This is a genomic window from Streptosporangium sp. NPDC004631 (genome assembly GCF_053601935.1).
The window spans coordinates 1-19,045 of sequence record NZ_JBSGCR010000007.1 but is presented as its reverse complement, the minus strand read 5'-3'; the positions used below and the strand labels follow the sequence as shown (position 1 = coordinate 19,045).

Annotated in this window: 14 protein-coding genes; 5 read left to right on the top strand and 9 right to left on the bottom strand. The window is 71.9% G+C overall.

From position 1 onward, the window contains the following. Window positions 1-39 precede the first annotated feature (39 nt). Entirely contained in the window at window positions 40-855 is an 816-nt protein-coding gene (locus ACWEF2_RS09245) for an oxygenase MpaB family protein (protein WP_453813447.1), read from the bottom strand. Between the two features lie 315 nt (window positions 856-1,170). Here ACWEF2_RS09245 and ACWEF2_RS09240 point away from each other — a divergent pair, with 315 nt between their 5' ends. The 5 genes from ACWEF2_RS09240 to ACWEF2_RS09220 all read left to right on the top strand — a co-directional run bounded on the left by ACWEF2_RS09240 (window position 1,171) and on the right by ACWEF2_RS09220 (window position 7,228). Beyond that, window positions 1,171-2,172: an ABC transporter permease gene (locus tag ACWEF2_RS09240; protein WP_453813445.1), complete on the top strand. Its 1,002-nt coding sequence runs from the start codon at window positions 1,171-1,173 to the stop codon at window positions 2,170-2,172. 16 nt (window positions 2,173-2,188) lie between these two features. After that, window positions 2,189-3,970 (top strand): ABC transporter substrate-binding protein, encoded by a 1,782-nt coding sequence (locus ACWEF2_RS09235; protein ID WP_453813443.1) that lies wholly within the window; start codon window positions 2,189-2,191, stop codon window positions 3,968-3,970. A 108-nt stretch (window positions 3,971-4,078) separates the two neighbouring features. Next, window positions 4,079-5,059: an ABC transporter permease gene (locus ACWEF2_RS09230; protein ID WP_453813441.1), complete on the top strand. Its 981-nt coding sequence runs from the start codon at window positions 4,079-4,081 to the stop codon at window positions 5,057-5,059. Between the two features lie 14 nt (window positions 5,060-5,073). Next, window positions 5,074-6,075 (top strand): ABC transporter ATP-binding protein, encoded by a 1,002-nt coding sequence (locus ACWEF2_RS09225; RefSeq protein ID WP_453813439.1) that lies wholly within the window; start codon window positions 5,074-5,076, stop codon window positions 6,073-6,075. Window positions 6,076-6,193: 118 nt separating this feature from the next. Beyond that, the gene (locus ACWEF2_RS09220; RefSeq protein ID WP_453813437.1) at window positions 6,194-7,228 is read left to right on the top strand and encodes an ABC transporter ATP-binding protein; all 1,035 of its coding nucleotides are present in this window, start codon (window positions 6,194-6,196) and stop codon (window positions 7,226-7,228) included. Window positions 7,229-7,550: 322 nt separating this feature from the next. Here the strand turns inward: ACWEF2_RS09220 and rpe are convergent, their stop codons facing one another. From rpe to ACWEF2_RS09180, 8 genes are all read right to left on the bottom strand, one after another. Further along, window positions 7,551-8,207, bottom strand: a complete 657-nt coding sequence (gene rpe / locus ACWEF2_RS09215) for a ribulose-phosphate 3-epimerase (RefSeq protein WP_453813435.1) — start codon at window positions 8,205-8,207, stop codon at window positions 7,551-7,553. Window positions 8,208-8,295: 88 nt separating this feature from the next. After that, a complete protein-coding gene (asnB, locus tag ACWEF2_RS09210; RefSeq protein WP_453813433.1) occupies window positions 8,296-10,143 on the bottom strand; it encodes an asparagine synthase (glutamine-hydrolyzing) in 1,848 nt (615 codons plus the stop codon). 301 nt (window positions 10,144-10,444) lie between these two features. Beyond that, window positions 10,445-11,875: an RsmB/NOP family class I SAM-dependent RNA methyltransferase gene (locus ACWEF2_RS09205; protein WP_453813431.1), complete on the bottom strand. Its 1,431-nt coding sequence runs from the start codon at window positions 11,873-11,875 to the stop codon at window positions 10,445-10,447. Beyond that, entirely contained in the window at window positions 11,872-12,810 is a 939-nt protein-coding gene (fmt, locus tag ACWEF2_RS09200; RefSeq protein ID WP_453813429.1) for a methionyl-tRNA formyltransferase, read from the bottom strand. Before fmt ends, ACWEF2_RS09205 begins: the two co-directional genes overlap by 4 nt. 5 nt (window positions 12,811-12,815) lie before the next feature. Next, a complete protein-coding gene (gene def / locus ACWEF2_RS09195; RefSeq protein WP_453813427.1) occupies window positions 12,816-13,364 on the bottom strand; it encodes a peptide deformylase in 549 nt (182 codons plus the stop codon). Between the two features lie 249 nt (window positions 13,365-13,613). Then, window positions 13,614-15,002, bottom strand: coding sequence for a hypothetical protein (locus ACWEF2_RS09190; protein WP_453813425.1), 1,389 nt, complete (start codon window positions 15,000-15,002; stop codon window positions 13,614-13,616). 39 nt (window positions 15,003-15,041) lie between these two features. Next, window positions 15,042-16,613, bottom strand: coding sequence for a hypothetical protein (locus ACWEF2_RS09185; RefSeq protein WP_453813423.1), 1,572 nt, complete (start codon window positions 16,611-16,613; stop codon window positions 15,042-15,044). Between the two features lie 124 nt (window positions 16,614-16,737). After that, the gene (locus tag ACWEF2_RS09180; RefSeq protein ID WP_453813421.1) at window positions 16,738-18,912 is read right to left on the bottom strand and encodes a primosomal protein N'; all 2,175 of its coding nucleotides are present in this window, start codon (window positions 18,910-18,912) and stop codon (window positions 16,738-16,740) included. Window positions 18,913-19,045 lie beyond the last annotated feature (133 nt).

Below are 19,045 nucleotides of genomic sequence, written 5' to 3'. Positions count from 1 at the left end.
ACCCCTCCACCATATGGAACGAGCAAACGCTTGGTCGCGTTACGCGGCGCGCCCGTCCGTCACCCGCCGTGCCCGGCGGGCGTCGGGGCTGTAACGGACCTGAGCGGGGACCAGGCCGATCCCGGTCTGCAGGGTCCGCAGCGTGGCGGTCGCCCACAGGTCGCCGAGCGGCGTGGCCGGCAGGCCGTACAGCCTGCGGGCCCAGCGCGGCAGGGTGGCGAAGGCCAGCACGGTGAGCATGGGGAGGACCGGTTTGAGCGGGAGGAGGTAGGCCGGCAGCGGCGCGTTGAACGACTGGCGGAGTGGGTGGGGCACCTCGGGGGGAAAACGGAGGCCCGGACGGCAGCCCTGGATGTAGTCGCGCATCTCGCCGACGGAACCGGGCACGTCGTCCGCGCGCAGGCCGACGACCTCGGCGGCCCGCCGCCACTCCGCCACGAACCGGTCGGCCTCGGCGTCCGTCAGGCGGACCCCGGCCCGGCGGGCGACCGACAGGTAGGAGTCGACCTCGCCGACGTGGACCCAGCGCAGCGCGTCGGGCTCGTCGAGACGGAACCGCTCGCCGGTGTCCGGGTCGAACGCGGTGAGCCGGGAGTGGATCCGCCTGACCCTCGCCCCGGCCTTGGCCACCTCGGCGCCGGTACCGTAGGTGCGCACCCGGACGAATTCGGTGGTACGAAGGAAGCGGGACCACGCCTCAGCCGGATCCATGAGCGCGGAGTTCTGCGCGACCCCCCGCATCGCCCGGGGGTGGAGCCCCTGCATGAGCAACGCCCGGAAGCCCCCGACGAGCAGGATCGGCTCGCCCATCACCCGCCAGGTCACCGACCCCGGCCCGAACAGCCCGTGATCCATGCGTCACCTCTTCCGTGAGCGGATGGTCACCCTACCCGGCCGGGGAACGCGCGTGTCCACGGGGCCGCGGCCCACGGCCGCGTGAACTGTCATGGCCACGTCATGACTATGTCACAAATCCGTGAATACCAGATGGTGGAGAATCCCATCCTTTCACCGGACCCCCCATGCGGGTCAACGGAATTGCAGCCACAACCTGGTCTACATTGCACAACGAAAAAACAAGTAACAGCCGAGCCATTGATTTGCCCCTGATTGTTTTGCAATGGTTCCCCCAGATACCGCTCAGCCATCCTCGTTGGGGGCTCCCGCAAGATGACCATCCCTGCACCAGCCGCGACCACCGTCGGCGAGGCGCCCGTGGTGAAGGCACCGGAGACGGTGGGCCGCTCACCCGGGCAACTGATGTGGCTCCGCTTCCGCCGTGACCGGACCGGTGTCGTCTCCGCCATAGTGGTGATTTTCTTCTTCCTGGTGGCGGTCCTCGCCCCGGTCATCTCCTGGCTGTACGGCAAGGACCCCTACGTCCTCTACGGCCAGGACACCCCGGGGCTGCTCAACGACTACGGCTACCCGCTGGGGGCCAACGGCGGCGTCAGCTCCGAGTTCTGGTTCGGCATCGAGCCGGGCCTGGGCCGTGACGTGTTCACGCAGCTCGTCTACGGGATCAGGACCTCCCTGCTGATCGCGGTCACCTCGACCGTCATCACCACGATGATCGGCATCGTCCTGGGCATCGTGGCCGGGTACGCCGGCGGCAAGACGGACTACTTCATCGGCCGCCTGATCGACACGGTGCTGTCGTTCCCCTCCGTGCTCTTCACCATCGCGTTCATGCCCGTGGTGGAGAACCTCTTCGTCAAGTCGAACGAGGAGACGCCCATCTGGCTGCGCGCCGTGACGCTGGTGATCGTGCTGACCCTGTTCCAGTGGGCCGGACTGGCCCGCCTGCTCCGAGGTCAGGTGCTCTCGCTGCGCGAGCGCGAGTTCGTCGAGGCGGCCCGGGTCACCGGCGCCTCCCCTGCCCGGATCGTGTTCAAGGAGCTGCTGCCCAACCTCTGGACGCCGATCCTGATCCAGTCGACGCTGCTGCTGCCCGCCCTGGTCACCGCCGAGGCCGCGCTGTCCTTCCTCGGCGTCGGAATGATCGAGCCCATCCCCGACTGGGGGCGGATGTTCCTGCGCGGCACCGAGGTCTACCAGAACGACATCACCTATCTGATCTTCCCGGGCGCCGCCCTGCTGATCTTTGTGATCGCCTTCAACCTGCTCGGAGACTCGGTCCGTGACGCCTTCGACCCCAAGCTCAAGCGTTAGACCCGATAGGAGAGAGATGACAGTCCGAAAGCGGTCAGCAGTGGCCGCACTGGCCATCGGCGCACTCGCACTCACCAGTGCCTGCGCCGAGGGCAACCAGGGTGCGCCCGCCACCGGAAACGGGTCCAGCGGCTCCGCCGCGCCCGTCGAGGCGTACAAGCCGGCGACCATCACCGTCGGCACCGCCGACGACTCCAAGGGTCCCGCCATCCCACCGGAGGGTGTCGTCAAGGGCGGCACCGTCACGATGATCGACCGCAACGACTTCTCCCACCTCGACCCCGCGCAGATCTACGTCAACACCGAGTCGAACTTCAACCTGCTGATCGCCCGTTCCCTGACGGGCTACAAGCGGGTCGCCAAGGGCGACTACAAGCTGGTCGGCGACCTGGCCACCGACACGGGCACCCCGTCGGACGGCGGCAAGACCTGGACGTTCACCCTGAAGGACGGCGTGAAGTGGCAGGACGGCACGCCGATCACGTCCGAGGACGTCAAGTGGAGCATGGAGCGGACGTTCGCGCCGTTCGTCACCCAGGGACCGACCTACGTCCAGCAGTGGCTGACCGAGGTCGACCACAAGAAGGCGTACAAGGGTCCCTACGGCGGCAAGCGCCTGGACGCGATCGAGACGCCGGACGACAAGACGATCGTCTACAAGTTCACCTCGCCGCACGCGGACGCCAACTACGCCCTGGCGATGGGCGGCTACGGCATCGTGCCGAAGGCCAAGGACACCAAGGAGAAGTACGACAAGGAACCCGTCTCCAGCGGGCCGTACGTCATCAAGTCGCACGTGGTGGACAAGACCATCGACCTTGAGCGCAACCCCAACTGGGACCCGGCCACCGACCCGATCCGCGGCGCCTACCCCGACAAGTGGCACCTGGAGTTCGGCCTGGAGCCCCTGCAGGTGACCGACCGCCTCCTGGCGGACACCGGCCCCGACCAGAGCGCGTTCACCTTCTACTCCTCCACCCCGCCCGAGCGGCTGCAGCAGGTGCTGGGCGACGCCTCCCTGGCGTCGCGCCGGATGAACAGCCCCTCGCCGTACGGCAACTACTACTACTTCAACCTCGACCGGATGAAGGACGTCAAGGTCCGCCAGGCCATCAACCACGCCTGGCCGTCCAAGCAGATCCAGCAGGTCGTGGGCGGCCCCGCCGCCGCCGCGCTGCCCACCACGATCCTCAACGAGAACACCACGGTCGGTTACGAGTCCTACGACCTGTTCGGCAAGGAGACCAAGCCCGACGGTGACGTCGCCAAGGCCAAGGAACTGCTGGCCCAGTCGAGCACCCCGACGCCGACCGTCGTCTACGCCTACAACCAGACGCCGGTCCAGGAGCGGGTGACCGTCGTGATCAAGAGCGCGCTGGAGAAGGCCGGCATCAAGGTCGTGGCCAAGCCGCTCGACCGCAAGACCTACTACGACTCCATCGGCACGGTGAAGAACGAGTTCGACATCTACTGGGGTGGCTGGGGTGCCGACTGGCCCTCCGGTTCCACGGTGCTGCCGGTCATCTTCGGCCCGGTCGCCGACGGCGCGCCGAACTACTCGCACCTGAAGGACCCGGCGCTCACCGCGGAGATGGACAAGATCACCGCCATGACCGACATCCAGGCGGCCAACGCCGCGTGGATGGCGCTGGACAAGAAGATCCAGGAGACCATCACCCCGCTGGTCGTCGCGGAGAACAGGATCGCCACCATGCTCCACGGTTCCAAGGTGGGCGGCGCCGAGATCGATCCGCAGTCGTGGATCGTCCAGCCGAACACCATCTTCGTGAAGCCGTAGAGACAGCGACGGCCGTGATCCCGCGCACAGGTGTGCGCGGGATCACGGCCCCCGGGGGCCGTGAGGCCCCCGCAGCGCGCTCTCCCAGCCACCGTCGGGAAACAGGCAATGTTTCGATTCATCACTCGCCGCACGCTCGGCGCCGCGGTCACCCTGGTGATCATCGCCGCGGTCACGTTCTTCCTCTTCTTCGCCGTACCGGCCGACCCGGCCCGGCTCGCCTGCGGCAAGGTCTGCCCGCCTGAGCTGCTGGAGCAGGCGCGGCACAACCTGGGACTGGATCTGCCGCTGTTCGCGCAGTTCCTGGCCTGGCTGTCCGGCATCTTCGTCGGCCGTGACTACGAGGGCCTGGGCCACTGCCCGGCCCCCTGCCTGGGCTACTCCTTCGTCAACCGGGCACCGGTGCTGGAGACGATCCTGGACCGGCTCCCGCTCACCGTCTCGCTCACGATCGGCGCGGCGGCCGTCTTCCTCACCTTCGGCGTGGCGACGGGCATCATCGCGGCGCTGCGGCAGGGCAAGCCGCTGGACAAGATCGCCAGCGTGTCGTCCCTCATCGGCGCCTCGGTGCAGATCTACTTCGTCGGCACGCTCGCCCTGTACTTCCTCGTCTACAAGAACCACATCCTCCAGCAGCCCAAATACGTGCCGTTCACCGAGGACCCGCTCGCCTGGTTCAGCGGGCTGGCACTGCCCTGGGTGGTACTGGCGATCATCTTCACCGCCAACTACACCCGGATGACCCGCTCGACGATGGTCGAGGAACTCGGCGAGGACTACGTCCGCACCGCGCGGGCCAAGGGCATGTCGGGCCGCTCGGTCGTGATGAGGTTCGCCCTGCGGGGGACCATGATCCCGATCGTCACCATCTTCGGCGTGGACCTGGGCACGCTGATCGGCGGCGCGATCATCACCGAGACGACCTTCGGCCTGCAGGGGCTCGGGCAGCTGTCGATCAGGGCCGTCACCAACTCCGATCTGCCCATGCTGATGGCGACGGTGCTCGTCGCCGCCGGGGCGATCGTCGTGTTCAACATCGTGGTGGACGTCCTGTACGCCTTCATCGACCCCCGCGTGCGGCTGAGCTAGGAGTCTGGAAGAAAGTGTCAACCCCGTTCCTCTCGGTCCGTGACCTGACCGTCGACTTCCACACCGAGGACGGCGTCGTCCACGCGGTGGACGGGCTCTCCTTCGACGTGGAGAAGGGCACCACGCTGGGCATCGTGGGCGAGTCGGGCTCCGGCAAGTCGGTGACCAACCTGACCGTGCTCGGCCTGCACAACCCCGAGACCACCAAGATCAGCGGAGAGATCCACCTGGACGGCGAGGAGCTGATCGGCGCCTCGCGCTCCACCATGGAGCGGCTCCGCGGCAACAAGGTCGCGATGATCTTCCAGGACCCGCTGACCTCGCTCTCGCCGTACCACACCATCGGCAAGCAGATCAGCGAGGTCTACCGCAAGCACACCGGCGCGAGCCGCGCCGAGTCCAGGAACCGCGCGATCGAGATGCTGACCCGGGTCGGCATCCCGCAGCCGAAGACCCGGGTGGACGACTATCCCCACCAGTTCTCCGGCGGCATGCGGCAGCGCGCGATGATCGCGATGGCCCTGGTCTGCGACCCGGACCTGCTGATCGCCGACGAGCCCACCACCGCGCTGGACGTGACCGTGCAGGCCCAGATCCTGGACCTGCTGAAAGAGCTCCAGGAGCAGATGGGCACCTCCATCGTCCTGATCACGCACGACCTGGGCGTGGTGGCGAGCACCGTGCACAATGTGCTGGTGATGTACGCCGGGCGCGCGGTGGAGCGCGGTACCGTCGCCGAGGTCCTCGGCGAGCCCCGCCACCCCTACACCTGGGGTCTGCTGGGCTCCATGCCGCACCTGACCTCGCCGGTGGACGTGCCGCTGAAGCCCGTCCGGGGCACCCCGCCGAGCCTGATCAACGTCCCGCCGGGCTGCCCGTTCCATCCCCGGTGCGACTACATGGACCTGGCCGGCCCCGAGGTGTGCAAGGGCGAGCGGCCCGAACTGTCCCCGCACCGCGGCCACGGCGACGCGTGCTACCTGACCCTCGCCCAGAAGCGGGAGATCCACAAGTGAACCACCGAGTACGGCGGCGCCCCGCCCGCGCCACCGGCGCAGGACGGCCCGTGAACGGGCGACGCGAGACATCCGGCGCGCGGGACGGCTCACGTACGCCGCCGGTGAGGGAGGACACGTGAGCGAGACACTCCTGGAGCTGTCCGGACTGGAGAAGCACTTCCCGGTGACGGGCGGTTTCCTGTTCAAGCGGCAGGTCGGCCGGGTCCACGCGGTGGACGGCATCGACCTGACGGTGCACGCCGGCGAGACCCTCGGGCTGGTCGGCGAGTCGGGCTGCGGCAAGTCGACCACCGGGCGGCTGGCCGCGCGGCTGCTGGAGCCGACCGGGGGTGGCATCAGGTACCGCGGGCACGACATCGCCCACGCGAGCCGCAGGGAGCTGAAGCCGATCCGGGCCGAGATCCAGATGATCTTCCAGGACCCGTACTCGTCGCTCAACCCCCGGCATACCGTGGGCACCATCATCGGCGGCCCGATGGAGATCAACGGCATCAACCCGCCGGGCGGCCGGGACAGGCGGGTCCGGGAGCTGCTGGAGATCGTCGGCCTCAACCCCGAGCACTACAACCGCTTCCCGCACGAGTTCTCCGGCGGCCAGCGCCAGCGCATCGGGGTGGCCCGCGCCCTCTCCCTCAACCCCAAGCTGATCATCGCAGACGAGCCGGTCTCGGCGCTGGACGTCTCGATCCAGGCCCAGGTCGTCAACCTGCTCCAGCAGCTCCAGCGCGACATGGGCATCGCGTTCCTGTTCATCGCGCACGACCTGGCCGTGGTCAGGCACTTCTCGCAGCGGGTCGCGGTCATGTATCTCGGCAAGATCGTCGAGATCGCCGACCGGAGTTCCCTGTACGAGCGTCCCCGCCACCCCTACACCCACGCGCTGATGTCGGCGGTGCCCGACGCCACCGTGGACGCGGGGGCCCGCGCGCGCATCCGCCTGGCCGGGGACGTGCCCTCCCCCATCAACCCACCCTCCGGCTGCCGGTTCCGCACCCGCTGCTGGAAGGCGCGGGAGAAGTGCGCGACCGAGGAGCCTCCGCTGGTCAAGCTGGAGGGGAACCTGGACGGCCACCTGACCGCCTGCCACTTCCCCGAGGCGCCGACGGTACACGGCGAGGACGTGGTGCTGGACCCGGCCCTGCTCGGCTGACCCCGCTCGGCCGGTCCCGCCTCCGCCCGACCGGCCCCGCCCGACCCGCGCCGTTCACCTGACCGTGCCCGTCCGGGCGTGTTCATCCAGGGACACGGTCACCCGGCGCTCCCACCCGGCCGGGGGCCGTGCGGACGGCCTGCCCCGCCCGCACGGCCCCCGGCCGGCCGACGGCCTCGGCGGTAACCACCGCCGAGGCCGTCCGGGTCGGTACGGATCACTCCAGGTCAATCACGATCGATACAGGTGGCCCCGGATCGGTCCGGAGCAGTGCGGGCCCGTCCGGACCGGTCCGGTCTCGCACGGGTCGGTCCCGGCCTGCTCAGCTCTTCTCGGCCAGGGCGCGCAGTTCCTCCACCGCGCGGGCCGGGTCGTCGGTGCCGTAGACCGCGTTGCCCGCCACGAAGACATCGGCCCCCGCCTCGGCGCAGCGCTCGATCGTGTCGGCCGAGACCCCGCCGTCCACCTGCAGCCAGACCTGGCCTCCGTGCTTGTCGATGAGCGTGCGGGCCCGCCGGATCTTGGGCAGCACCACGTTCAGGAACTTCTGGCCGCCGAAACCGGGCTCGACGGTCATCAGCAGCAGCATGTCCATCTCACCGAGCAGGTCCTCGTACGGCTCGACCGAGGTGGCCGGGTTCAGCGCGAGCCCGGCGCGGGCACCGGCGGCGCGGATCTGACGCAGCGTCCTGACCGGGGCCTTGGCCGCCTCCGCGTGGATGGTCACGCCCCCCGCTCCGGCCTCGGCGTAGGCGGGGGCCCAGCGGTCCGGGTCCTCGATCATGAGGTGGCAGTCGAGCGGTGTCGAGGTCGCCTTGAGCAGCGACTCGACGACCGGAAGACCGAGCGTCAGGTTGGGGACGAAATGGTTGTCCATGACGTCCACGTGCAGCCAGTCGGCGTTGGGAACCGCCGCGGCCGCCTCTGCGAGGCGGGCGAAGTCGGCGGACAGGATGCTGGGCGAGATCTGTGCGGCCATAATGCGGCCGAGTCTATTGCCCGCTCCGGCCCCCGGCATCCGGCCGCCTCACACCGCCGCTCTCGTCACGGCCCGCCGTAGGGCGGGTTCAGAGTTTGATCTGCACGCCGCACTGCTGGAGCCAGGCGTCGAACTCCAGGAGCCCGTCCAGCGACGCCCGGTCTCCGGGGAGGCCGGCGCCCTCGGGGCGGTCGAGTACGGCGCGCACCTTGCCGGAGTCGACCAGCGGCACGACGACGTCCCCCCTGTCGAACAGCCGGGCCGCCTGCGCGCGCAGGGTCCGCTCGTAGGCGGGGTCCTGGGTGGAGGGGTAGGGACTCTTGCGGCGCTCGACGACCGACCTCGGCAGGACGTCGGCCGTGGCGGCGCGGAGCACGCTCTTCTCGTGCCCGTCGAAGGACTTCATCGACCAGGGAATGTTGAAGACGTACTCCACCAGCCGGTGGTCGCAGAACGGCACCCGGACCTCCAGGCCGACGGCCATGCTCATCCGGTCCTTGCGATCGAGCAGCATCTGCACGAACCGGGTGAGGTGCAGGTAGCCGACCTCCCGCATGCGCCGCTGCAGGCCGCCCTCACCCGGCAGCCTCGGCACCTCGGCCAGGGCCTGCCGGTAGCGCTCCGCGCGGTAGGCCGGCAGGTCGAGCTCGCGCAGCAGGTCGTCGCCGAGGAGCCGGCCCAGGCCGGTGAACCGCTCGACCCCGGCCGCCGCCAGCCATGGGAAGGTGTCGGCGTTGACCGCCGCGGGGTCGTGGAACCATCGGTAGCCGCCGAAGACCTCGTCGGCCGACTCACCCGACAGCGCCACGGTCGAGTGCTCCCGGATCGCCTCGAACAGCAGGTAGAGCGAGGTGTCCATGTCGCCGAGGCCGGTCGGCAGGTCACGGGCGCGCAGAGCCGCGGCGCGCACGGCCGGGTCGGTGAGGTCGGCGGAGTCCAGGACGATGCCGGTGTGGTCGGCGTCGATGTGCCGCACGACGTCGAGGACGTACGGCCCGTCGGGGGTGGCGCGCAGCGCGTCGGGGGTGAAGTTCTCGCCGTGGCCGGCGAAGTCGACGGAGAAGGAGCGGATCCCGCCGTTCCCCCGCTCCCGCAGGGCGCCCATGGCGAGCGCGGTGATGGCGCTGGAGTCGAGGCCGCCCGAGAGCAGGCTGCAGATCGGCACGTCGGAGACGAGCTGGCGGCCGACGATGTCGTCCAGCAGCTCGCGCACGGTCCGGACGGTGGTGCCGAGGTCGTCGGGGTGCTCGCGGGCTTCGAGCCGCCAGTAGCGGCGATGGCTCAGACCGGCGCGGTCGACCCGGACGAGCCGGCCTGGACGGACCTCGTACATCCCCCGGTAGACGCCGTGCCCCGGCGTCTTGACGAGGCCGAGCAACTCGCGCAGCCCGTCGGTGTCGACCACGGCCGGCTGGGCGAGCGGGTTGGTGAGAATCGCCTTGGGCTCGGAGCCGAACAGCACCCCGGCCGGGGTCGGATGGTAGTACAGCGGCTTGACGCCCATCCGGTCGCGGGCCAGGAGCAGTTCCTCGCGGCGGACGTCCCAGATCGCGAAGGCGAACATGCCGTTCAGCCGGGGAAGGAGGCCCTCCCCCCACTGCAGGTAGGCCCGTAGCAGGACCTCGGTGTCGCTCCGGGTGCGGAACCGGTGGCCGCGCACGGCGAGTTCGCCGCGGAGCTCGCGGAAGTTGTAGATCTCCCCGCTGTAGACGAGTACGGCGAGCGGCCGGCCGTCCTCCTCGGCGACCATCGGCTGACGTCCGCCCTCGACGTCGATGACGGCGAGCCTGCGGTGGCCGAGCGCGGCGTGCGGGGCGATCCAGAGTCCCTCCTCGTCGGGTCCCCGGCAGGCCATCGTGTCGGTCATGATCTGTGTGGTGTCGCGCCACTGCCCGAGGTCGTGCTCGAAGTCCACCCACCCGGAGATTCCGCACACTTTCCCAACCCCCACGTCTCATCGGCAGATATCTCACATTGTTAGATGACAATCTGTAGATCTCAATGTGAGAGAAATATCCGATATTCCGTAATGGGATTTATTGAGCTCCTCACATCAGGCGCCCGCCCCACGGCGCCGGCCCGCCCCCGGCGCCGCGCGGCGGAGACACGCGCCGTCCCCGGGGAGGGGGCGGCGCGCGGGAACATCCGCCGCCACCCCGCCGACCAGCGGGACGGCACGGAGACAGCCGTGCCGAAAGCTCCGGGAAGACGCCGAGCCGGGGTCTCGCCCCCGGAGCTCAGCGGCGGCGCAGCAGGGCCAGGAACATCCCGTCGGTGCCGTGGCGATGTGGCCAGAACTGGATATACGGCCCCTCCCCCAGGTTCTCGACCTCGGGGAGGTAGGCGCGGGCGTCGAGGGCCTCCACGTCGTCGTGGCGGCGCAGCGTGTCGCCGACCACGGTCACCGTCTCGGCCAGATGGGGCGAGCAGGTCACGTAGGCGACGACTCCCCCGGGACGGACGGCCTCCAGGGCCGAGGCCAGCAGGTCGCGCTGGAGCCTGCCCAGGTCGGGGAGGGCGCGGGGGTCACGGCGCCAGCGGGCCTCAGGCCGGCGGCGCAGCGCGCCCAGGCCGGTGCAGGGAGCGTCGACCATGACCCGGTCGAAGACCCCGGGCCGCCAGGCGGGGACCGTGCCGTCGGCGGTGATCACCGCCGCCCGCCGGGTGGCCTGCCGGACCAGGCGGGCGCGGTGATACTGGAGCTCGGCGGCGAGCAGACGGGTCCCGCCGGGGAGGTCTCCCCGGGCGGCGACGGCGTCGAGCAGGCCCGCCTTGCCGCCGGGCCCCGCGCACAGGTCGAGCCAGCGGGAGTCGCCGCCGGTCACCGGGACGCGGGTCAGGGCCAGCGTGACGAGCTGGCTGGCCTCGTCCTGTACGGCGGCACGCCCCTCGGCCACGGCCCGGACGGCGCCCGGATCCCCTTCGGGCAGGTAGGCCGCGTACGGGGAGTACGCGGCCGGCTCGGCACCGGAGGCGAGGAGCTCCTCGACCGACGCGCGGCCGGGGCGGGCGACGAGGGTGACGCGGGGGCGCTCGTTGTCGGCGGCCAGCAGAGCGGCCGTCTCGTCGAAGTCGCCGCCCACCGCGTCGCGCAGCGCGGTGACGATCCACCGGGGATGGCTGTGCGCCACGGCCAGGTGGCCGACCGGGTCCTCGGCCGGGTCGGGGGCCACGATCGGAACCCACTCCTCCAGGGTGCGGGACGCGACCTTGCGCAGCACGGCGTTGGCGTACTTCGACGCGCCGACGCCCACCCGCAGCCGCACCAGGTCCACGGTCGTGCCCACGGCCGCGTGCGGCGGGACGCGGGTCTTGAGCAGCTGGTGCACGCCCAGGCGGATGGCGTCGAGCAGCGGCGGGTCCAGGTCCTCCGGGGGCCGGTCGCTGCAGGCCGCGATGATCTCGTCGTAGGTGCCCAGGCCGCGCAGGGTCCCGTAGGCCAGCTCGGTGGCGAGGCCCGCGTCCCGCCCGGAGAGGCGGCGCTCACGCAACAGCGCGGGCATCAGCAGGTTGGCGTAGGCGTCCCGCTCGTCCACCGCGCGCAGCAGGTCGTAGGCGGTGTTGCGGGCCTCGTCGCGGATCGGCCTGGGCGGACGCGGCCCCCGCCCGCCGGTCCGGCCCGCCCCCCCGCGCCGCACAGGCTCCCCGGCCTCTTTTCCACGGTTCATGACCCCTCGCCCAGCCGATCGTCGTCGGTGAGCCGCACGCCGCGCGCCCACTCCTCAGCGCTCATCGGGCGCTTGCCCTGCGGCCGCACCTCACCCAGCTCGACGGGGTGCGTGGCCGTGCCGACCAGGACGGAGGTCTTGGAGGCCGAGATCCGGCCCGGGGCGAGCGCGGCGGCGCCGGGGGCGGGCCGTACCGGGCCGAGCTTGATCCGCCGGCCGCGGAACCCGGTCCACGCGCCCGGGGCGGGCGTGCAGGCGCGGATCAGGCGGTCCACCCGCATGGCCGGCGCCGACCAGTCGACCCTGGCGTCGTCCACGCCGATCTTCGGGGCGAGGCTCACCCCGTCGACGGGCTGGGGCACGGCCTCCAGGGTGCCGTCCTCGATGCCGTCCAGGGTCGCCGCCAGCAGCCCGGCACCGGACTCGGCCAGCCGGGCGAGCAGTTCCCCGCCGGTGTCGGCGGGCCGGATCTCCTCGGTGACCACGCCGTAGACCGGACCGGCGTCCAGCTCCCTGACGATCCGGAAGGTGGCCGCGCCGGTGATCGCGTCACCGTGCAGCACGGCGTGCTGCACGGGAGCGGCGCCGCGCCAGGCGGGCAGCAGCGAGAAGTGCAGGTTGACCCAGCCGTGACGCGGGATGTCCAGGGCGGCCTGGGGCAGGAGCGCGCCGTAGGCGACCACCGGGCAGCAGTCGGGGTCGATCAGCCGCAGACGCTCCAGGAACTCGGGGTCACCCGCCTTCGGCGGCCTGAGGACCTCCACGCCCGCCTCCTCCGCCAGTTCGGCGACGGGACTGGGGTGGACCTTGCGGCCCCGGCCCGACTGTGCGTCGGGCCGGGTGACGACGGCGACGACGTCGTGACGTGGCGAGTCGAGCAGTGCCCGCAGCGAGAGCAGGGCGGTGTCCGGGGTTCCGGCGAAGACCAGGCGCAAGGTTCCTACAGAGCCTTCCCGTGGGTGGCGTGCGGAGAGAACTTGAACGGAGGCGCCGACAGCCCGCTCCACTCGGCCTCGCGGATCTCCTTCATGGCGAGCTTGCGCTGCCGGGGATCCAGCCGGTCGATGAACAGCACGCCGTCCAGGTGGTCGGTCTCGTGCTGGAAGCAGCGCGCCATGAGGTCGGTGCCCTCCAGGGTGACGGGCTCGCCGTGCGCGGTGAAGCCCTTCGCCACCGCCCGGACGGCCCGGGGCGTGGGAAACGACAGACCGGGGAAGGACAGGCAGCCCTCCTCCCCCTCCTCGTCCCTGTCCTCGGAGAGGTCGAGGCTGGGGTTGATCAGATGGCCGAGCCTGTCGTCCACGTAGTAGGTGAAGACCCGCAGCCCGACGCCGATCTGCGGCGCCGCCAGACCGGCCCCCGGGGCGTCCATCATCGTGTCGGTGAGATCCTTGACGAGCTTGCGCAGCTCCTTGTCGAAGTCCTTCACCGGCTCCGCCGGCGTGCGCAGCACCGGATCGCCGAAGAGGCGGATCGGCTGAATGGCCAACAGGGGTCTCCTCACGCTTTCGGGGATCCCCCCAGTGTAAGGGCCCTGGTCACCTCTCTCGGATCTTCCGCCGGGCCGCCCGCCGGAGGAGCGGCCGCACCCGGTCACCGGGGCGGCGTCCACCGCGACGGCCACGCGCCTCCACCGGGCCGGCACCCCCCGCGCCCCGCCGGTACGGCGAGCGTCGACCGGGTGCGGCCGGCGTCGGCGCACGACGCGCGACCCGGTGAACGTCCACGGTCGGCGCACCTAGCGGGAGCGGGTCTTCATGGCCGCCTTGCGGGCCGCCTTGGCCACCGCGGGGTCGCCGTGGTGGGCGCCCAGCAGGTCGAGCACGGCGACGGTGTCGGGGTGGTCCACCTGCGCCATCTCCTCGACCAGGCGGACCAGGTCCTCCCCGGGTTCGAGCGCGTCGAACTCCCGCATCGCCTCGGCCGCGTGGCCGAGCTGGACCAGCGAGGCGAGCGTGTCGACCGCTATCCAGGTGCGGTCGGCGGGCGCGAGCGGGGGGGCGGGCAGGTCGCGTATGTGCAGCCAGGAGGCGGCGTAGCGCCACATGACGGGCTCGGCGAGCGCCTCTCTGAGGGGGGACTCGGCCTCGGGGCCGAGCTCCTCCAGGATCGTGCCCACCGTGCCGCGCTGGCCGGCCGTACCGGATGCGGCGATCTTGACCAGCTCCCGGGCGGCGGCCTCGGGGGGGCGCGACTCCAGCCAGACCGTGACGGCGCTGGGGGCGGCGGAGCGCTTCGTGATCGCGTCGACCAGCTCGGCGGCGTCGAGGTCGGCGAAGACGGCGACCTCGGCCCCGGTGGGCGCGTCGTGGCCCTCGCGGATGAGGTCCTGGCGGACCGCCCAGACCCCGAGCGGGGTCAGCCGGGGCCGGCCCGCCTCGGACGACTCGATGAGCCCGCAGTAGCCCAGCAGCGAGAGCGCGGCCTCCAGCTCGCCGGGGAGCGCGGCGGTCAGCGCCCGCATCTCGGCCCGGCGGGCCTCGCAGGCCACCTCGTGCGACTGGAGGATGCCCTTGACCAGGGTGGCCGACGACAGGCCGTCGCTCACCGCGTACATCGTGGCGAGCATCTCGGCGAGGTGGTCGTCCACCACCGCCGAACCGGTCAGGCCCTCGTCCGCGCGGTCCAGGACGTCCATGACCACGCCGTCCCAGAACTCCAGTGCCACCCGGGGGGGCAGCCCGGCGGAGAGGGAGAGCGGACCGGGGGTCGCGACGCCCCGGGAGATGCGGAGCATGCCGGTGTTGACCGCGACGACCCAGAGCAGATGCAACCGCGCCGGACCGGGCACCCCGAGCTCGGCGCAGGGCAGGAAGGGGTCGGGCAGCAGGCCCTCGGGGGTCACCCGCCGGGTGCCGGTCCACTCGGCCAGCCGCTGGGCGTCCAGCACCAGCGGAACCCGCGTGACGGCCTCCGCCAGCTCGGTGTCGGAGGCCAGGTCGACCGGCGGGAAGGTCAGCACCTCGGCGCCGCAGCCCGAACACTCGCAGGCGTCGGCCGCGCCGGCCGCGGTGGCCGTGTCGCGCACGGCCGCGCGGAGCTCGCCGGGGGCCGCTCCCAGCTCCCCCACCAGCCTGCGCAGCTCGCCGAGATCGAAAACGTTTCCGGTGTTCCCGCTCTTTGCCACTCGTGAAACTTACTGCACTCGGGCCCCACGGGTGTACGGCTAACCGATGGCGCGGGAACGCGCCTTGAAAGCGGCCTTGCGTGCCGCCTTGGCCGTGTTCTGGTCCTGCAGGGAGCGGCCCAGCAGCTCAAGGACCTGAACGACGTCGGGGTGGTCCACCCGCCACATCTCGTCGATCACGTGGGCCGGAGGGCCGGAGGCCGCCATGTTCTCGGCGAACCCCTCCGGGTCGTCCTCGGCCGCCGAGATGGCCAGGGCGAGCATGTCCACGCTCATCCAGAGCACCTCCCGCTGGGTGAGCGTGGGGGCGGCCAGACCCCGTGTGGAGAGCCAGTGGATGGCGTGCGGACGCAGTTCGGCCTCCTCCAGGTATCGCCGGACCTCGGGCTCGGCCTCCGGGCCGAGCCGGTCCACGATCGTCACGGCGATGCCCCGGGCGACCGAGGGGGCGCCGGACGCGGCTCCCAGCAGCTCGGCGGCGGCCTCCGCCGCGGTCCTGCCGCGCAGCCAGCCGTCGATGTCGGCCTCCGCCATCTCGGCGGGCATCCCGGACAGCAGCCCGTCGATGAGCTCGGAGGCGTCGGCGGCCGTCAGGTCGGCGGCCTCCGGCGCCTCGATGCCCAGCCCGGTGTAGAGCTCCCGCAGGGCCCAGACGGCCAGCGGGGTGAGCGCCAGGTGCTCCTCGTCGGGCACGGCGATCCCGTAGTAGGCCAGCCGCCGCACGGCCTCGGCGACGTCCACCTCCCCCTCGGCGATGAGCCCGACCTCACCCAGATACTCCAGAACCAGGGGGATCGGCACCGGCTCCTGCAGACGGTAGAGCATGTCGCACAGGCCGTAGAGCTCCTCGTCGAGGGCCGGGGCTCCGGTGACCGCGCCGCCGGTCTCCTTCTCCACGGCGAACTCCACCACCGCCGCCCAGGTGTCGAGCGGATCGGGGTCGTCGCCGTCGAAGACCGCGGTGCCCTCGACCTCGACCAGGCCGGTGTAGACCGCCAGGTCCCACAGGAGCGCCGGGTCGGCCACGGCGAGCTGGGCGGCCGCCTCGGCGGCGTCACGGACCCTGAGCCGCCCCTTGACGGTGGGTCTGCGGCCTCCGGCGAGCATCCACTGGGCCAGCCGCCGCACATCGGTCACCAGGGGCACCCGCAGGGCCCCCTCGGCGAGTTCGGTGCGGGAGGCGAGCCGTACCGGGGGGAGCGGGGAGCATCCCGGGCACTCGCAGAGGGCGGGGGACTCAGCGGGCACCGGCTCGGCCCCGGCCGCCGCGCCCGGTTCCAGGGAGTCGGCGCCCATCGCGCTGAACAGGCTTTTGGCCATGCCGAAGCGGGAGGTGTCGGCGAGCGCGATCGGCATCTCGGGCTCGATCCGGTCCAGGACGGTCCGCATCCGGACCGCCATCTTGCCGCCGATCTCCTCGGTCGCGAGGAGGAAGTCGACCAGGGTGCGGGCGGCGGCGACGGTCTCGAAGGCGCTGTCCGGCGGGGCGATGACCTTGCGCGGATAGATGTTGAGCAGCAGTTCCTCGAAGGTAACCGGGGTGAAATCACCCAGTTCGTTCACGTTCAGATAATCGCTTGCGTAGTCACAGAGCAGCCGCACCTCATCCACGTCAACGTCCAGGCCATGCGCACGCCCCCACGCGCGCAGATCATCCACAGCCCGATTCACCCATTCGATCGACACAGGGGAAAATTAACGGCTTACTGTCGGCACCGCGAATCGGGGAAACACGTCAAATGACATCCAGGGGGTCAATGCACACCCTGACCACCTCCGCGGCCTTGCGCGCCGACCGCACGCCGACCGCCCCCTTCAACGCCGCGGCGAGCGCCGGACCGGCCTCCCACGGGGCCCGCACCATGGCGCGTTCCCGCACCTGATCGTCCCTGGGCGAGTCGATCGGGACGGGCCCGAGCACCTGTGCCCCACCGGGCAGCGCCACCTCCCCGAGCATCTCCCTGACCGCCCCCGGAGAGCCCGTCAGCGTCGCGATCCTTACCGCGGGGGGAAAACCCAGTTCTGTCCTCTCGGCCAGCTCGCGTTCGGCGTGGGTGACGGGATCCCAGCGCAGCAGGGCCTGCACGGCGAGCACCGAGGAGTCGGCGAGCACGACCAGCTCGGCCCGGGGCCGCAGCAGCGCGGCGGCGTTCATCCACCGGCGCAGCGTCTCCTCGGCGACCCGCAGGTCCGGCCGGCCGAGCAGTGCCCACCCGTCCAGCAGCACGGCCGCCGCGTAGCCGCCCTCGGCCACCGGCTCGGCCCCCGGAGTGGCCACCACCAGGGTCCGCGCGGCGCCGACCGTGGCGAGCACCCCGTCCTTGCCCGAGGTTTTGACCTGGACCGAGGGGAAGGCCCGCCCCAGTTCCTCGGCGGTACGGCGGGCGCCCACCACCTGTGCCCGCATCCGGGCCGAACCGCAGGCCGGGCAGCGCCACTCCCCCGCGATCCGTCCGCACCAGCGGCAGTACGGCACCGCGTGACCGCCCCGGAGCGCGAGCGGCCCCCCGCAGTGCCCGCACCGCGCGGGGGCCCGGCAGTTCTGGCAGGCCAGCGCGGGCAGGTAGCCCCGGCGGGGAACCTGCACCAGCACCGGGCCGGTCTCAAGCCCCGTCCTCAGCGTGCGCCAGGCGAGGCTGGGCAGCCGGGCCGCCCTCGCCGCCTCGTCCCTGGCCAGCTCGGAGTCGTCGCCCGCCGGGTGGACCCTCGGCGCCCTGGTCCTGACCGTCTCACGGGTCGCGAGGATGGGACCGGCCCAGCCGGTCGCGATGAGCCGGGTGGCCTCCGCCGTACGGGCGTATCCGCCGATGAGCAGGCCCGCGCGGCCCTGGTGGGCGCGGAGCGCGAGGACCTCCCTGGCATGCGGGTACGGCGCCAGCCGCTCGGCGTGCAGGTCGTCCCCGTCGTCCCAGATCACCGCCAGGCCCAGGTCTCCGACCGGGGCGAACGCGGCCCCCCTGGTGCCGACGGCGACGCGCACCCGCCCCCTGGCCACCCGCAGCCACCGCCGGTAGCGTTCGGCGGGCCCCAGGTCCGAGGTGAGCGCCACGTGCGCCCCGGGCCCCAGGACGGCGCTCAGCGCCGCGTCGGCCAGGGCCACGTCCTTGCCGTCGGGCAGCACCACGAGCGCGCCCCTGCCGCCGCGGAGCGTCTCCCGTACGGCCACCGCGATCGCGACCGGCCATCCGGGGCCGTCCGGCCCGGTTCCGGGCAGCGCGGTCCACACGGCCCTCGGCGAGCCTCCCCCGGCGAGGGCCGTCAGGAACGCCTCCCCGTCCGGGTAGTCCGCCCACGGCCCCACCTGCGCGGGTGGGGCCGGAACCGTGGACGGGGGCCGGGACTCGGCCGGACTCCGTCCCCGGGACGTCCGCGGCCCGGGCTCCGAAACCGGAGGGGCGGGAACACCGGGGACCGCGGCCGAGGACATCCCCGTCTCGCCGGGCACCTCGCCGGGCGTCTCGGCCTCCACCCTGGCGTGGCGCGGGGGGACGGCCAGGCGGAGCACGTCGGCCAGCGTCCCGGCGTAGCGGTCGGCCACGGCCCGGGCCAGCCGGGCGATCTCGGGGGTGAGCACCGGCTCGGCCGAGACGACCCGCTCCAGCCGGGTCAGCCTGCCCTCGTGCTCGCTGCTCTCCACCCGTTCCAGCAGGAAGCCTCCGACGAGTTTGCCCGCGAAGCGGACCCGGACCCGCGCCCCCGGCACCGCGTCGGCGTCCAGGGGGGCCGGCACCAGGTAGTCGAACGGCCGGTCCAGGTGCGGCAGCGGCATGTCCACCGCGATCCGCGCGACCGGCAGCGTGGCCGCGGGCTCCGGCACCCCTCTGGCCGGCGGGGCGGGAGCGGGCCTCTCACGTACGGCGTCGAGCGGCAGCAACGCGTCGTCGTCTGATGAGGGGCCGGTGTGGGTCACCCACTTGTCCTACCAGATACCGGAGGGCTGTCCCGCCGGACACCGGGGGCCGCGACGGACCGGATCGGGGCGGCGGGCCCGCTCGATGCGGTGGACGGGCCGGCCCGTCCCGGGCGTGCGGGGCGTCGGACAG

Bases quoted from the DNA above. Each gene is read 5' to 3' on its own strand.
- ACWEF2_RS09245 (WP_453813447.1), bottom strand. From the start codon at position 855: ATGGATCACGGGCTGTTCGGGCCGGGGTCGGTGACCTGGCGGGTGATG.
- ACWEF2_RS09240 (WP_453813445.1), top strand. From the start codon at position 1,171: ATGACCATCCCTGCACCAGCCGCGACCACCGTCGGCGAGGCGCCCGTG.
- ACWEF2_RS09235 (WP_453813443.1), top strand. From the start codon at position 2,189: ATGACAGTCCGAAAGCGGTCAGCAGTGGCCGCACTGGCCATCGGCGCA.
- ACWEF2_RS09230 (WP_453813441.1), top strand. From the start codon at position 4,079: ATGTTTCGATTCATCACTCGCCGCACGCTCGGCGCCGCGGTCACCCTG.
- rpe (WP_453813435.1), bottom strand. From the start codon at position 8,207: ATGGCCGCACAGATCTCGCCCAGCATCCTGTCCGCCGACTTCGCCCGC.
- ACWEF2_RS09205 (WP_453813431.1), bottom strand. From the start codon at position 11,875: ATGAACCGTGGAAAAGAGGCCGGGGAGCCTGTGCGGCGCGGGGGGGCG.